Here is a 14,737-nt window from a genome sequence, read left to right on the forward strand (position 1 = left end):
TTCCCCAGCCCCAAATCACTATTCTCCAAACCCAATCACTGCTGTTTCACCAATAAAAAAGCCGGCTTGCGCCGGCTTTATGCTTGTTAAGTTAGTTTAAGCGTAACTTAAGCTCGCTTAGAAGTTGTACTGAATACCTACACCGTACAGGTCATCCATGCCGTCGATTTCGTTGATTACGTACTCGGCATAGACCTTAGTTTTAGGAGTGAACGAATAGCGAGCTCCTAAAGTATATGCATCTGTAATATCTTCGCCTGAAATAGCTTTACGACCATCTTCTTTAGCATAAGCTGCTTGTAGTGTCCAAGCATCCACGCTGTAAGATGCTAATAACTCCCAGAACTTAGTACCGATCTCACCTTCATTATCGATATCATAAGTTTTGTTACCGTACAAACCGGCAAAATAGAAACCATCGATTGAGTAATGCGCGCCAGCACCCCAAGTGTCAACATCCCCTTTATAAGCCTCAGGTACAGAAGTATCAACAAAGCCTACATCTTTTTGAACTTCATAGGCCGCAACAAAACCTAAACCAACGGGCAAAGTATATCCTGCAGAAACGCCGTAACGACTTTTCTGACCTGTCGGATTTGTATCATTCTTATTAGCATCATCAAACGAGTATGCAGCACGTAAATCAAGGCCGTTAGCAGCATATGAAACTGCTATTTGATCTTCCGCGCGCGAAGTTGGTCCAACTTTAACATTAGAGCGAATATCGTTACTGGGATCATTAATCTCAGAAGAGCCAAGTACTGCATAGGCACCAAAGATATCAAAAGTATCTGTTAAATCAGAAAGCTGGGTCCAGCTGGTGTCACTTTTACCAAACTTAACATCTGTAGTACCTTGGAAGTTGAAACCCAACCAGGCATAACGTGTGTCAACATCATCTTGGTCGCCTTCGGCATCAAAGTTAGCTTCATACTTACCAATCAGCGATATATCTTGGTTAAGCACTTGATTAAAGTTGATACCTACGCGAGCTAAACCTTCACCACCAAAGTTTTGACGCTCATCGGAACCAGCTTGATAATCTAAACCACCGGCGTTGTATTCTAAACGACCGTACAGATCTACTTTTGAACCGTCTTCGGCTGAATAAATTTCTACTGCGCTTGCAGAGGTTGCAAACAATGCAGGAATGGTTAGAGCTAGGATTGTTTTTTTCATGATTTTTATATGCCTACTGTAGTTAAACACTAAGTCTTTGTTTTTCCCTGTGTTAGCAACGCTTGGCGTTACTATGTAGGGCACATTAGCACCGCCATTTTGGGCTTGCAACAAAATAACAGGAACTTTTTATGACAATTAGACTCACGCCTCACAAAATGTAGGCAAGTAGCGCTAGCAAATGACAATAAATAACAGGTCAGTCAATTTTCTGGTACGGCAGGTAACAACACGCTCTAGCGGCTTAATATAAGCATTTGCTAACTTTATTTATGCCGTAATATACACTCTGGGTAGGCCAACGTGACGCACACCATAAATTAAACGGCTCTTTTCAAAAAAACATTACAGCTTGATCCTCTCTGCCCCATTCAACCTCTCACAATAATGCGCTATTTTCTTTATAATGGCGCTACACTGGGTCGTTTTTTGCCACCCCACGCTCAACTAATAAGCCAACACCATGTCTACTCAAAAAAAGCCAGCCCATAATTACCAAACCTTAGTACAAGAAAACTATCGGCGACTTAGTCAAACATTGCCAGGCTTTATTCCCCGCCGCGAACAAAATTATTTAGTGGCAGAAATAGGCAAGGTATTATTGGGCCGATATGATAAAACACGGCGCATGTTAGTCGCCGAGGCCGGTACTGGCATTGGTAAGTCGTTGGCTTATTTACAAGCCGCCATTCCGTGGGCGCGGGCGAATCAAAAAAAAGTGATTATTTCTACCGCGACCTTAGCGCTGCAAGAGCAGTTAGTAGATAAAGACTTGCCGCTGTTTTTACCTTATTGCAAGCCAAGCTTTCGCTTTGCATTAGCCAAGGGCCGCGCCCGTTATTGCTGTGCACGGCGCTTAGCCGATTTAGCCAATGGCGCGGCACAAACCCAGATGTTTGAAGCCGGAACATTTGAAAGCACGCTACTGTCTGCACCCTTAACCGCCACACAAGAAACACAGCTGGCCGAGATGTGGCAGGCCTACCAAAATAAAAGCTGGCAAGGCGACCGCGATAGCTGGCCGACTCCCATCGATCAAACGTTGTGGCAGCAATTGCAAGCTGAACGCCACAGCTGCCAACCTATGTTGGGCCATCAACAGTGTCCTTTTCATCAAGCCCGTGCCGAGCTGGAGCACGCCGAAGTGATTGTGGTCAATCATGCCCTATTACTGGCTGACTTAAGCATGGGCGGTGGCATTGTACTGCCCGAGCCCGAGCAGTGTGTGTATATATTGGATGAAGCTCACCATATTGCCAACGTTGCCCGAGATCAGGGCTCTATTCGCTTAAGCCTGCGCCAGCTTCGTCGTTCTTTAGAGCAATTTAATAAATGGCAAAGTAAGCTTAACGACTTATTAGGCACAGACGGCCAAAGTGCCATTGGCCGCTTACAACACAGCACAGCCCAGTTAATACCGGCGTTAACCCAAGTTTATCAACCGCTGTTTTCGGCGCTACAGCGCCAAGAGCTCACCACGGATGATCAGGGTTGCTTGCGCTTTAACACCGGCGATTTACCCTGCGGGCTAGATGAGCTGTTAAGCATAGTCAAAGAAGACAGCCAAACTTTTTGCCGTGCACTAGGGCCCATTAATACTCAACTGGCCGATCAGCTTAAAATTAACCCGTCTCAGGCGCCGGCCATTGAAGCCGCATTGGCCATTATTAGCCAGCAACAACTGCAAGGTGAGCAAATCCGTGATGGCGCCACCTTATTACTGCGCGCCCCAGGCCCCAAGCAAACACCCCCTGCCCGCTGGTTAGCGCTAGATGCTAAAGACAACCAAGAGATTATACTGTGCGCCACCCCCTTAGCCGTGGGGCATTTATTAGAGCAATGGTGCTGGTCGCGGGCTGCCGCTGTCATTATGACCTCTGCCACGTTAACTGCCCTTAATGATTTTGGTTATTTCCGTCGTGCTGTGGGCTTACGCCAAGATGACGGCAGCCATTATATTCGCCTTAACTCGCCCTTTAGCTATGCGCAGTCGCAGCTGATTATTCCCGATCTGGCCTGTGAACCTAACCACAGTGATTTTAATGAGCTATTAGCCACACAAATTCCCTTTTGGCTTAAAGAACAACAAGCAAGCTTGGTGTTATTTTCTTCATATCGACAAATGCAACACGTGGCCGCCGCCTTAAGGGCCAAAGGCCATTCGCTATTGGTACAAGGGGAAGCCAGCCGCCAAGCCTTATTGCAGTTACATAAAGATAAGTGTGATGGTAAACAGCCCAGCATACTGTTTGGCACCGGCAGCTTTTCGGAGGGATTAGACTTACCCGGCCACTATTTAACTAACTTAATTATTACCAAACTGCCCTTTGCAGTGCCCACCTCGCCGGTGGAAGAAGCCATGGCCGAGTGGATCACCTTATGTGGCGGTAATCCTTTTATGCAACTGGCGCTGCCCGAAGCCTCACGCAAATTGATCCAAGCCTGTGGCCGCCTACTACGCACCGAAACCGACACCGGGCGCATTGTATTATTAGACAAGCGCTTAGTTAGCAAACGCTACGGCCCCGCCCTACTTCAAGCCCTACCGCCCTTTAACAAACAGCTGCATGGAAAACGGTGGGGGGGTGAGATGTGAAGGGGGACAAGCACAAGCATCTTGGGACTACAAAGTTTTGTGAAGTTAATGGTGTACCTGTTTTACGCAGTGCTTTTTTGATGAATGTTAATGCCGCTACGCGCCATCGGCCAGCTGAAGCGGCCTCTACATGGATGTTTAGGGCTGGTTTTTAAACTGAAAGCTGACAGCTTTCACTTCGGTCTTTGCGAGGAGCGCAGCGACGCGGCAATCCATGTAACAGATAACGGTACGCTGTACGCCAAGCGCGGTACGGAAAAGCGGTGAGGAATCCCCCTCACTCCTTACCGGTTTATCTTAGCCCGTCCGCCTTACGTTCTTTTAGCTCGGCACTGGCTTGGGCTTTGTTAGTTATTGCGCTTAACCCATTAACTTGTCACACTCTTTGTGTTTAAATTTATGATGTCCAATGATGGAAACACTCACTTTGGGTCTGCTATGGCACAAGGCAGAGTGATTTAATTACGGCTCAGGAGCCCACTTTAATGAAAACACGCTTAACCCTTGCCGCCCTTGCGTTGGCTGGCCTATCTTTTGGCGCCCATGCCGCCACATTTGAAGCCGCCAAGCCTTATCAATTATTGCTTGTTGATGGTGAAAAAACTAAGCAGAGCGTACTTAGTGCAGCTCATTCAACAGAGGTGAAAGGTGGCAAACATCAGTTTGTGCTGGAGTATGTAGAAGACTATTCTACCAAACAGCATATTCGTGTAATGGAAGGTGACCCTGTTATTGTTAACTTAGATATGCCTGCCGATGCCCACTTAACCGTTGAATATAAAAAGCCGATTAACTATCAGCAAGCACGCAGCTTTTTACGTGATCAAGCCAGCCAAATTAGCATAGTAGATAAGCGCACAGGCCAGCCCGTATCTGCCGAAGTGTATACTATCCACCGCCCTGCGGGCTTAAACCTAGCCAGTGGTGTACAAGACTACTTAAAAGCTGAAGGTAAAGACTTTAATGGCCGCACCGACGCCGCCGTAGCCGCCGCTACCGCCAAGTTTGGAGATGCAGCCGTAGATGCCGATTCGCTAGACATGCTGAAATACTGGTGGAACAGCGCCGATAAAGACACCCAACGTGCCTTTCAAATTTGGATGATCCAACAGCAATAAGAAAACTCTAAAAGGGGTCGGAGTCAATTTACAGCCAACAATAATTGACTCCGACCCCTTTTAATTCGTTTTATTGGGTCGTCCGGGAGTAAGCCTGCCCAGTTTAGTTTCGCTTTGTTGTTCAACCTCCAACCTGAATGCTGGTTCTCCTAGCGGGTAATTATGCTCTAAACATTGGCGAACTGCTTTTAAGTCTTGTTCAGAAAAATGCCCCTTAAACAAGGCTCGATAGGACAACTGCCTAGCCTGGCTATTATTGCCCAACCGTAAATAAATGTCGTGAGGCGTAATACAGCTGATCTCTTTACCATTGGCATTACTCTGATAGCTAGACCAAAAGTATTGTTCGGGATGAGCCACCATGCCGGCACGCACTGGGTTGAGTTCAATGTAGCGCTGGCAACACAATAAATAACGTTCACTATCAATCACGCTTGCCTTATGACGGCCCTCCCATAAGGTGCCAGTTCTCTGATAGCGATGATTAATATAGCCAACATAACTTCTGCCCAAAGCTTGCATAACATGAGATATGCCCTCTTCACAGCTCGGTGTCATAAGTAAGTGGGTATGATTAGTCATTAGTACATAAGCATGCAGCTTAACGTTATAACGCTTAAGCGCTTGGCCTAAGGTTTTCATATAAAAGCCACGATCGTCATTAGAGAAAAAGCAGTCTTGACGATTGTTGCCACGCTGAACTACATGGCTGGGCACTCCGGGTAAATAGCACCTTAACCTTCTGGGCATCATCACCTCTTTATACGTACGCACTGTAGATAAATTAAGCATAGCAAACAAAAAAGGGGTCGGAGTCAATTTTACATAAACCTTTGGTTTAAGGTAATTGACTCCGACCCCTTTTTGTCCTTTTAGCCCCTTTTTGTCTTTTAAAACACCCAGTGGGCGATGAGGGCGATAACGGGTAAGGTGACTAGGGTACGTAGTATAAAGATCACAAACAGCTCTAGTACATTGACGGGGATTTTACTGCCCAGCAACAAGGCCCCCACTTCTGACATATAAATCAATTGCGTTACCGATAACGCTGCAATGACAAAACGGGTCATGTCGCTTTCTATGGACGAAGCTAAAATGGCCGGAATAAACATATCGGCAAACCCCACCACTATGGTTTGTGAAGCGGCGGCAGCTTCGGGGATCTGTAACCATTCAAGCAAGGGAACAAACGGCACGCCTAACCAGCTAAATACAGGGGTGGTTTCGGCTATCACTAAAGCTAAGGTGCCAAAGGCCATTACCACGGGTAAAACCCCTAGCAGCATATCTAGCGCATTATAAATACCGGTGCGAGCCACTTGACCTAAGCTTGCCACTTTATTGGCACGCGCTAGCGCTAGGTGATAGCCATGGCTTACGCGTGAGTACCCTTTCGGCGTGGCTTCATCTTTGGCATTTCTTGATTCGCCATTAATAAAGGTGTCTTTTTTCCAGCACAACGGCGGTAAGCGTGGCACGATAATGGCCGCCACAATACCCGCCACACACACGGCAAAGTAAAAAGGTAAAAACAAGTGCTCTAGCTTCACTTGCGCCAGCACCACCAAACTAAAAGTAATGGAGACTGCAGAAAAGGTAGTACCAATCACAGCGGCTTCGCGCTCGGTGTAATGGCGCCCTTCATATTGTTTGCTGGTCAGCAAAATGCCCACGCTGCCATCCCCCAGCCACGAGGCCATACAATCTACCGCTGAGCGACCGGGTAGGCGGAAAATAGGCCGCATAACCCCTGTTAACAAGGTGCCAATAAACTCCAACAGTCCAAAGTCTAATAATAGTGGCAGCAGTAAACCGGCAAAAATAAACACCGCAAACAACACGGGTAAGAGATCGTTCAACACTAAACCGCCGGTGTCAGCACTGTATAACACCTCAGGCCCCACTTGGGCATACACCAGCAGTACAAACACGGCACCTAATAAGCGGCTAATCAGCCAAACAAAGCTCACGTTAAAAAGCGTGTTTAAAAATGGGTGTTTAAGGATCGCCATGGGCTTAAACAGGGTGATCCACAAAGACAGCACGGCCGATAGACAAATGATCAGAGTCACTATGAGGGGCAGCACCTCTGCCAGTGCCCCTTGCAGGCTCTTGGCCAACACGGCAATCATAATGGTGAGATCGCCTTGATAGCTAACCGGGGTCATAAACAAAAAAATGCCCAATAATGAGGGCAGCACAAACATCAGTAGGTTACGTTTGCTGGCTTTAGCCTGCTTCGCCTGTGTTTTTTCCATGAGTACTCCACCAAGCTCTGCTTGGCATAGCTTGAATAAATAAAGTTAAAAGATGCTGAGTTATGCAAATCAAGAACATCATTTGCATAAAGCCCATTGCAAAGTGAATAAATCACTAACAAACAACGAGCTTGCTGAATAGTTATTTTACAGTGGAATATATTTAATCTAAAGGGGCAGTGAACATTTAACGCTATATTCGCAGCCCAACTAAGAGGGTTTGTCTGTACCCCTTCGGGGAGCGGTACGTTTCACGTTATACGCCTTACGTTAAAGCTAACACGTCACTTCTGTTTTTATGTGGTCTTTGCGAGCGTAGCGTGGCAATCCATTTTTTAGCTGATCGCTTACGGCTGATGGCTGATGGCTGATGGCTGACAGCTTTAACTTCATGTTTGGCTTTTACGTACGGCGTACAGCGGATAACGTACGGCTGTCTTTTTGCCCCTTCGGGGAACTATTATTCATCGCTCTCTTTTCTCACTAGCACAAAGCATAGCTCATCAAAAAAATCGAGTTCGCCGCTGGCGACTCTGGGATGGGTTGCTCCCTCTGACACTGTCGGGCGAGTTTCTATGGTGAAATAAGGCTCAAACAACTCTATTACCGCTGACTCTGACACCGAAAATGGCGGGCCCTGTTGTGTGTCGGGGGCATAATGTACAGTAATCATTAACACCACGGCCCCGGGCTCTAATAGCGTGGCTAACTGTGCTACGTATTGAGGTCGCATTGCAGCAGGCAGCGCAATAAGAGCGGCTCGGTCGTAGGCGGCATTAAAAGTGACATTAAGCTGCTCTGCTTTAAAAAAATCCCCTTGATATAGGCTAATGTGCGGCGTGTGCCAACCTTGATAAGGGCCAAGCGCTTCTTGCTGTGGAGTAAGCGGGCTGTCGGCAAAAAAATCGCATACTGCAAGGGGTGAGAGCTCAATTCCCACTACTGTATGATCCTGTGCCGCCAGCCAGTGCATGTCGTTGCTCTTACCGCACAATGGTACTAACACTGGGCTCTTGGCAGGCACATTAAGGGTGGGCCAGTGTTCTTTTAATTGGCTATTAATCTGCTCACGATGAAAACCAATGCGCGCGCTTTGCCAGCGCTTCAGCCAAAAGTCTGCTTCCATAACCATCCTATTTACAAGTAATGCCCTTTAGGCTTAAGCGCAAGGTTTAAACTGATTACTGGTGGCGTCGTAACGATACCCGATGTGCGCCATGCTTTGAGTTAGCCAATGTTTGTCCAGTTCGTACCGTGATATCAGTGTAGTGAGGTGATCACACTCTAAACGCAGCTTCTCATTTAAAATGCTCAGCACTATATGGCGGTCCATTTCTTCTAGTAGCAATTTATCCATATTAGCCTCCTGCTAGCAGTGCTATTTCTTCAGTTACATTAACACTAGGTTAACAATAAAGCGGTCGTATTACGCTATTAGCTGATCAATAAAGTGGAGCCAACCAAGAAGAGCTGTAAATTTATCCAGTATTTTGCTTGATCTCTCTCGGCATGATCAATACTGTATACCCATACAGTGACACGCAGGAGTTTGGATCACCTATGGCTACTTCTTTGCATTCTCTGCAATGTGCAGATCAGACCCTTTGTTCAACCATACACTGGCAACCCCTATTACAAGGTGCGCCTTTTATGTATACCGCGGCCCAACCGCATCGCATTGCCCCCCGTATTAGCCACTGGGGAGGCGTGCCCCAAGCTCGCCTATTGGCTAACTTGGCCAACATTAGTCAACAAAATAGCGGTTGGATCCTAATAGCCAATGCCCCAGAACGATTATCGCGAGCAGCATTGCTAAGTGCTGGCATCAACCCCGCCCGCGTTATTGATGCTCAGCAAGCGCCTCGCCAGCTGGTGTTACAAGCCATACAGTGTGCCAGCATTGCGGTGGTGGTGTGTTGGAAGTACGGTGATCTTATCGCTAACGCACAGTGCACATTAAAGGAATCACAGCCAGTTAGTAGATTGCGGATTGACTCGGCGTTAAAGCATGCCTCATGGCAGCCTTATCAACTCAACTAAGCTTGGCCTTAAGCTTATACGCTAAATGTCACCATAAGCGCGTTACAGGAGCGAGAGCTAAAAGAAGATGTTAGTCTAGTTCTGCTTGATAGACGGGCCGTTAATGTGATTACATTAGCGCCCTTATCAGAATATGCAGGCCAATATAAGTGACCGTCTGTATTGCGGCCTTATACACTATGGCTCCTCTTTTTGCCTACAGGGCAGCTACAATTCTAGGATCAAACAATGCGGGTGTGGCTTTTAGGGCTGTTTAGCAGTCTGTTATTGGCAGGATGTGGCGGCGATAACGACAGTCATCGCCAGCAACTGGCACAAAAAAGCTTATTATATTGTATTAGTAACGCCCCTGTAAGTTTTAACCCACAGTTGGTGATGTCGAGTGAAACCTTAGATGCCACCGCACATCAGCTTTATAACCGTCTGCTAAAACGTAACCCTCAAAGCCAGCAGCTGATGCCAGCACTGGCCACTCAGTGGCAAAAAGATGACCAAGGACTCCGCTATCGTTTTACGTTACGAAAAGCGGTGTCATTTCATAATACGCCTTGGTTTAGCCCCAGTCGCATGTTTACCGCCAACGATGTGGCATTCACTTTTAATCGTATCATTAATAAACAGCACCCTTATCATGATGTGGGCGGCGGGCATTATCCATTTTTTAACGGTATTAATTGGCCAGACTTAGTAAGTGAGGTGCGTGTTATTGGTCCACACCAAGTTGAGTTTATACTCACTCGCCCCGATGTGGATTTTTTAAGCTACCTGGCCACCGACTATGCAGGCATTTTATCAGCTGAGTATGGTAAGCAATTACTGGCGGCGGGTACGCCGGAGCAATTAGATAAAAAGCCCATAGGCACTGGGCCTTTTATGCTCAACTTTTATCGCCCCGATGAGTTTATTCGTTATCATCGCCACCCGCATTATTGGGCCGGTCCCTCACAGTTACAGCAGTTAGTGTTCGACATTACTCCTAAATCATCTAAACGCTTAGCCAAGTTATTGTCAGGTGAGTGTGATGCCATGGCTAACCCCGCAGCCAGCCAGTTAAGCGTTATTAACCAACACCCAAACTTAATATTGAGTGAGGCTGGCGGCATGAGTGTGTCAGTATTGGCACTCAATACTCAAAAAGCCCCTTTTAATGATATTCGAGTACGCAAGGCCCTGAGCTTGGCTCTGTCACGCCAAGATATCTTACAAGCGGTGTATTTTAATGAAGGGCGCAAAGCCAGCACTTTACTGCCCAGCCACTCTTGGGCCCACAGCAACACCCAAACGATGCCGAGCGCTAATATAGACCGCGCTCGCTGGCTGCTTAAGCAGGCTGGTATTTCTAATATACCAGCCAACACGCAAACCGCGAGCCTGCCCGCTAAAGCGGCGATTAATATGACCTTACTGTTGCCAGCAGGAGCGCGCAGCTATAACCCCGATGGCTTAAAAACCGGCCAGTTGATTCAACAGCGACTTGCACAGCTTGGAGTTAAGGTCAGGTTAAAACCTATGGATGAGCAGCTGCTGCGCCGCAAGTTACAAGATGGTAATCAAGATGCTGTATTAACCGGATGGTCTGCCGATACTCCAAGCCCGGATAATACTTTGCGCAACCTACTCAGCTGCCAAGGTATTGCTAATGGTACTAATGCCAGCCGCTGGTGCCAGCCGTTATTTGAACAGCAATTAGACTTAGCACTAACAGAGCCAGAGCAGACACAGCGCCAAGCTCACTATCAACTAGCACAAATGCTGGCTTATCAAGATGTCGCCCTAATCCCTTTAGTACACAGTCAACGGTTGTTGTCTTATCGCAAGAATATAAAAGGACTACAATTATTGCCTTATGGCGGTGTTGCCTTCGATAAGGCTTACAAGGAATAATCATGCTGCTTTATTTATTGCGCCGTTTTATCTTACTGCTAAGCACGCTACTTATGCTCACGCTCATTGCCTATGTGCTGGAGTTTCAGTTGATGAACGAGCACTCGCCTGCGTTTTTTAGCGGTTATATCACTTTTATCAACCAACTATTAGCCGGTGACTTTGGTGTATCAAGCGTATCTGGATTGCCAGTATTAGGGGCGCTTAACCAGTACTTTCCTGCTACTTTAGAATTGTGTATTGCCGCGTTTATTATTTCTTTGTTCGTCGGCATCCCTGCCGGTACGCTGGCAGCATTACGGGTGGGGCGCTGGCAAGACACCCTTATTTTAACGGGCACTTTAATTGGTTACTCGGTACCAGTATTTTGGTTAGGTCTTTTAGTGGTGATGTTTTTTTCATTGCATTTGGGCTGGCTCCCGGTTTCTGGGCAACTCAGTTTATTGTATGACATAAAGCAAGTGACCGGCATTATGACCATAGACACCTTACTGGCCGATAATGCATACCGTTGGCCGGCATTTTGGGATGCTTTACGTCATTTAATTTTGCCGGCATTGGTGCTGGCCATTGTGCCCACCACTGAAGTGATCCGCCAAATTCGCAGTGCCTTGCTTGAGGTACTAAAACATAATTACATTCGCGCGGTGCTTACCAAAGGACTAAGCGACAGGCATGTTATTTTACGTCATGGGCTGCGTAATGCGCTGCCCATGGCTATTCCTACTTTGGGGCTACAATTTGGCACTGTGTTGACCTCGGCCATAATGACTGAGATTGTGTTTGATTGGCCAGGTTTAGGCCGCTGGCTGGTGACCAGTATTGCGCTGCAAGATTATGCGGCCATAAAAGGAGGTACCCTGGCGATTGCCACTTTTACCATAGTGGCCAGTGCGGGTGTAGAAGTTATGTCGACCTTAATTTACCCAGCGAGAAGGAAGGCCATTTATGCCAAGCAGGGGTAATATTTATCCAGAAGTGCGGGTACGCTCACCACGAGAACAAACATGGTTGGTGTTTAAGCGCAATATGCTGGCCATGATAGGCCTATGGGGATTAGGCCTATTAGCTCTGCTAACCCTACTGGCGCCTTGGTTGGCTCCTTATGCGGCCAATGAGCAATTTACCCATTTGTTATTAATGCCCCCCTCTTGGGCCGATGAGGGGAATGTTGACTTTTTTTTAGGCACGGATGATTTAGGTCGCGATATGCTGTCGCGGTTAATATTTGGGGCTCGACTCACTTTTGGCAATGGCGTGTTAGCCGTATTAGTCGCGCTGGTTGTGGGAGGCGCTATCGGGATTATAGGGGGGATGAGCAAAGGTTTTAAGGCCAGCATTCTTAACCACTTACTAGACACACTGCTGTCTATTCCCTCGTTACTGTTGGCCATTATTTTTGTTGCTATATTAGGCCCTGGGCTATTTAACACCCTGATTGCTATTACTTTGGCTCTTACGCCGCAATTTACCCGCGCCATCTACAATGCCGTGTCAGATGAGATGCAAAAAGAATACCTAACTGCGCTACGATTAGACGGCGGTACCCGCTGGGACATGCTGCGTTATGGGGTGTTACCCAACTTAAGCGATACAATCATTAGTCAAACTACCCGAGGTTTATCTTCTGCTATTTTGGACATTACTGCGGTAGGTTTTTTAGGTTTAGGGGCTCAGTCACCTAGGCCTGAGTGGGGGACTATGCTGGCCGACGCAATTGAATTGGTCTTTTTGGCTCCGTGGACGGTCGCCCTACCTGGCTTAGCTATCTTGTTATCGGTATTGGTGATCAATATGGTGGGAGAAGGACTTCGCCAAGCTATTAATGAGGTGATGGACTAATGCCACTGCTAGATATTCGTAATCTTACGATTGAAATTGAAACGCCGCAAGGCTTGGTGAAAGCCGTTGATAAATTCAGCTTAACCTTGGCTGATGGCGAAATTCGTGGCTTAGTAGGCGAGTCGGGATCGGGAAAAAGCTTGGTTGCCGAGACCTTGGTGGGTATTGCAAAAGAGACTTGGCATGTCACAGCCGATCGTATGCATTTTGATAATATTGATCTGCTTAGCTTGTCGCATAAAGAGCGGCGACGCATGATGGGGCAAGATATCGCCATGGTATTTCAAGAGCCCTCAAGCTGTTTAGACCCTTCAGAAACCATAGGGGCCCAGTTAAAAGAGGCCATGCCTAATCGTGGCGTTAAAGTAACATGGTGGCGGCATTGGCATTGGCGACATAAAGAAGCGGCGTCTTTGTTACATAGGGTGGGGATTCGCAACTCAAAAACGGTGATGAACTCGTACCCTTTTGAGCTATCTGAGGGGGAATGCCAAAAGGTAATGATTGCCATGGGCCTGGCCACACAACCTAAATTATTAGTGGCAGATGAGCCCACCAACGCCATGGAAGCCTCTAATCAGGCACAAATTTTACGCTTACTAGAACGCGTTAATAAGCTATCGGGTACCACCGTATTGTTGATTAGTAATGATTTAACGACCTTTGCGCGATTAACCAATAACATTACCGTGATGTATTGTGGACAAGCGGTAGAGTCTGGCACAAGAGAGCAAATATTAACTCAGCCTCATCACCCTTACACCGCCGCTTTATTACAAATGATGCCTGATTTAGATGGCAGTTTACCTCATAAATCACGGCTTAATACCTTGCCAGGGGCCATTCCTCCGCTGCAAAGTTTGCCCATTGGTTGTCGATTAGGCCCTCGTTGCCCCAATGCGCAAAAAAAATGTGTTATTGCTCCTGTGCAAGCTAAGTACAAAGGGCAAAGCTATTACTGTCATTTTCCGCTCAATATGCCCCCGAAAGGTAAGCCTAAGTCATGAGTCAGGTGCCATTATTAAAAGTTGATAACTTAAGTAAAGAGTTTGTGACACATACCAGACTGTTTCGTAAGGTTACGAAAACGGCTTTTAATCCGCTGTCTTTTACCCTAGAGCGAGGCCAAACCTTGGCTATTATGGGAGACTCGGGCTCGGGTAAAAGTACCTTAGCTAAAGTGCTGGCCGGGGTTATGCCACCAACTAAAGGCAGTATCTATATTAATGGCGATAAAATTGCAGCCGGTGATGATAAAAAGCGCTGTCAGTTACTGCGCATGATCTTTCAAGACCCCAACACCTCTCTTAACCCACGCAGTAATATTGGCCAGATTTTAGAAATGCCACTGAGCTTAAATACCAACCTCAATGAGACCGAGCGTCACGAGTTAGTACTCGACACCCTAAAGTTGGTAGGGCTGTTACCTGATCATTATCATTTTTATCCGCAAATGATTTCAACCGGCCAAAAGCAGCGGGTAGCATTGGCGCGCGCCCTTATTTTGTCGCCTAATATTATTGTGGCTGATGAAGCCATTTCTAATTTAGATATTTCGGTGCGCTCGCAAATTATTAATTTATTATTAAGCCTACAAACTCGATTAGGGCTCTCTTATGTGCTGGTTGCTAATGATTTAGGAGTGGTGCGCCACATTAGTGATCATGTCATTTTAATGCACGATGGGTATGTAGTAGAGGCCGGCCCCACACAAAAAGTACTCACCACGCCACAAAGCGAACACGGGCTGCGCCTATTACAAAACTACAACAACGAATACCGTTGGCATCATAATAAACGCTAAACTCGTAGCGCCGAGC

The 14,737-nt window shown here is 46.9% G+C and carries 13 protein-coding genes; 8 read left to right on the plus strand and 5 right to left on the minus strand.

The window, feature by feature from the left end; translation table 11 throughout:
* Positions 1-117: 117 nt before the first annotated feature.
* A complete protein-coding gene (locus ACTHY5_RS07160; RefSeq protein ID WP_441878179.1) occupies positions 118-1,179 on the minus strand; it encodes a porin in 1,062 nt (353 codons plus the stop codon).
* A gap of 463 nt (positions 1,180-1,642) precedes the next feature.
* Between ACTHY5_RS07160 and dinG the strand changes: the two genes are divergently transcribed.
* Both dinG and ACTHY5_RS07170 read left to right on the plus strand, forming a co-directional pair.
* Positions 1,643-3,775 carry an ATP-dependent DNA helicase DinG gene (gene dinG, locus ACTHY5_RS07165; RefSeq protein WP_441878181.1) on the plus strand — a complete coding sequence of 711 codons (2,133 nt, stop codon included), beginning with the start codon at positions 1,643-1,645 and terminating at the stop codon, positions 3,773-3,775.
* A gap of 485 nt (positions 3,776-4,260) precedes the next feature.
* The gene (locus ACTHY5_RS07170) at positions 4,261-4,893 is read left to right on the plus strand and encodes a YccT family protein (protein ID WP_441878183.1); all 633 of its coding nucleotides are present in this window, start codon (positions 4,261-4,263) and stop codon (positions 4,891-4,893) included.
* Positions 4,894-4,953: 60 nt separating this feature from the next.
* Here ACTHY5_RS07170 and ACTHY5_RS07175 read toward each other — a convergent pair whose 3' ends face one another.
* From ACTHY5_RS07175 to ACTHY5_RS07190, 4 genes are all read right to left on the minus strand, one after another.
* Positions 4,954-5,643: a transposase gene (locus ACTHY5_RS07175; RefSeq protein WP_441878185.1), complete on the minus strand. Its 690-nt coding sequence runs from the start codon at positions 5,641-5,643 to the stop codon at positions 4,954-4,956.
* 140 nt (positions 5,644-5,783) lie between these two features.
* Positions 5,784-7,151: a YjiH family protein gene (locus ACTHY5_RS07180; protein WP_441878187.1), complete on the minus strand. Its 1,368-nt coding sequence runs from the start codon at positions 7,149-7,151 to the stop codon at positions 5,784-5,786.
* 460 nt (positions 7,152-7,611) lie between these two features.
* Positions 7,612-8,277: a thiopurine S-methyltransferase gene (locus ACTHY5_RS07185; protein WP_441878189.1), complete on the minus strand. Its 666-nt coding sequence runs from the start codon at positions 8,275-8,277 to the stop codon at positions 7,612-7,614.
* A gap of 33 nt (positions 8,278-8,310) precedes the next feature.
* Complete coding sequence (locus ACTHY5_RS07190; protein WP_441878191.1) at positions 8,311-8,508, minus strand: DUF4250 domain-containing protein; 198 nt, start codon at positions 8,506-8,508, stop codon at positions 8,311-8,313.
* Between the two features lie 203 nt (positions 8,509-8,711).
* Between ACTHY5_RS07190 and ACTHY5_RS07195 the strand changes: the two genes are divergently transcribed.
* From ACTHY5_RS07195 to ACTHY5_RS07220, 6 genes are all read left to right on the plus strand, one after another.
* Positions 8,712-9,191 (plus strand): hypothetical protein, encoded by a 480-nt coding sequence (locus tag ACTHY5_RS07195; protein WP_441878192.1) that lies wholly within the window; start codon positions 8,712-8,714, stop codon positions 9,189-9,191.
* A gap of 228 nt (positions 9,192-9,419) precedes the next feature.
* Positions 9,420-11,075, plus strand: a complete 1,656-nt coding sequence (locus ACTHY5_RS07200; protein WP_441878194.1) for an ABC transporter substrate-binding protein — start codon at positions 9,420-9,422, stop codon at positions 11,073-11,075.
* Between the two features lie 2 nt (positions 11,076-11,077).
* Positions 11,078-12,040, plus strand: a complete 963-nt coding sequence (locus ACTHY5_RS07205) for an ABC transporter permease (RefSeq protein ID WP_441878196.1) — start codon at positions 11,078-11,080, stop codon at positions 12,038-12,040.
* Positions 12,024-12,917 (plus strand): ABC transporter permease subunit, encoded by an 894-nt coding sequence (locus ACTHY5_RS07210; protein ID WP_441878198.1) that lies wholly within the window; start codon positions 12,024-12,026, stop codon positions 12,915-12,917. The genes ACTHY5_RS07205 and ACTHY5_RS07210 overlap by 17 nt, the downstream gene beginning before the upstream one ends.
* Positions 12,917-13,924, plus strand: a complete 1,008-nt coding sequence (locus tag ACTHY5_RS07215; protein ID WP_441878200.1) for a peptide ABC transporter ATP-binding protein — start codon at positions 12,917-12,919, stop codon at positions 13,922-13,924. The genes ACTHY5_RS07210 and ACTHY5_RS07215 overlap by 1 nt, the downstream gene beginning before the upstream one ends.
* Positions 13,921-14,721 (plus strand): peptide ABC transporter ATP-binding protein, encoded by an 801-nt coding sequence (locus tag ACTHY5_RS07220; RefSeq protein ID WP_441878202.1) that lies wholly within the window; start codon positions 13,921-13,923, stop codon positions 14,719-14,721. The genes ACTHY5_RS07215 and ACTHY5_RS07220 overlap by 4 nt, the downstream gene beginning before the upstream one ends.
* Positions 14,722-14,737 lie beyond the last annotated feature (16 nt).

Origin of the sequence: Oceanisphaera sp., from assembly GCF_052084945.1 — a bacterium.
Classification (GTDB): domain Bacteria; phylum Pseudomonadota; class Gammaproteobacteria; order Enterobacterales; family Aeromonadaceae; genus Oceanimonas.

Bases quoted from the DNA above. Each gene is read 5' to 3' on its own strand.
- ACTHY5_RS07175 (WP_441878185.1), bottom strand. From the start codon at position 5,643: ATGCCCAGAAGGTTAAGGTGCTATTTACCCGGAGTGCCCAGCCATGTA.
- ACTHY5_RS07205 (WP_441878196.1), top strand. From the start codon at position 11,078: ATGCTGCTTTATTTATTGCGCCGTTTTATCTTACTGCTAAGCACGCTA.
- ACTHY5_RS07195 (WP_441878192.1), top strand. From the start codon at position 8,712: ATGGCTACTTCTTTGCATTCTCTGCAATGTGCAGATCAGACCCTTTGT.
- ACTHY5_RS07215 (WP_441878200.1), top strand. From the start codon at position 12,917: ATGCCACTGCTAGATATTCGTAATCTTACGATTGAAATTGAAACGCCG.
- ACTHY5_RS07185 (WP_441878189.1), bottom strand. From the start codon at position 8,277: ATGGAAGCAGACTTTTGGCTGAAGCGCTGGCAAAGCGCGCGCATTGGT.
- dinG (WP_441878181.1), top strand. From the start codon at position 1,643: ATGTCTACTCAAAAAAAGCCAGCCCATAATTACCAAACCTTAGTACAA.
- ACTHY5_RS07210 (WP_441878198.1), top strand. From the start codon at position 12,024: ATGCCAAGCAGGGGTAATATTTATCCAGAAGTGCGGGTACGCTCACCA.
- ACTHY5_RS07180 (WP_441878187.1), bottom strand. From the start codon at position 7,151: ATGGAAAAAACACAGGCGAAGCAGGCTAAAGCCAGCAAACGTAACCTA.
- ACTHY5_RS07170 (WP_441878183.1), top strand. From the start codon at position 4,261: ATGAAAACACGCTTAACCCTTGCCGCCCTTGCGTTGGCTGGCCTATCT.
- ACTHY5_RS07200 (WP_441878194.1), top strand. From the start codon at position 9,420: ATGCGGGTGTGGCTTTTAGGGCTGTTTAGCAGTCTGTTATTGGCAGGA.
- ACTHY5_RS07190 (WP_441878191.1), bottom strand. From the start codon at position 8,508: ATGGATAAATTGCTACTAGAAGAAATGGACCGCCATATAGTGCTGAGC.
- ACTHY5_RS07220 (WP_441878202.1), top strand. From the start codon at position 13,921: ATGAGTCAGGTGCCATTATTAAAAGTTGATAACTTAAGTAAAGAGTTT.
- ACTHY5_RS07160 (WP_441878179.1), bottom strand. From the start codon at position 1,179: ATGAAAAAAACAATCCTAGCTCTAACCATTCCTGCATTGTTTGCAACC.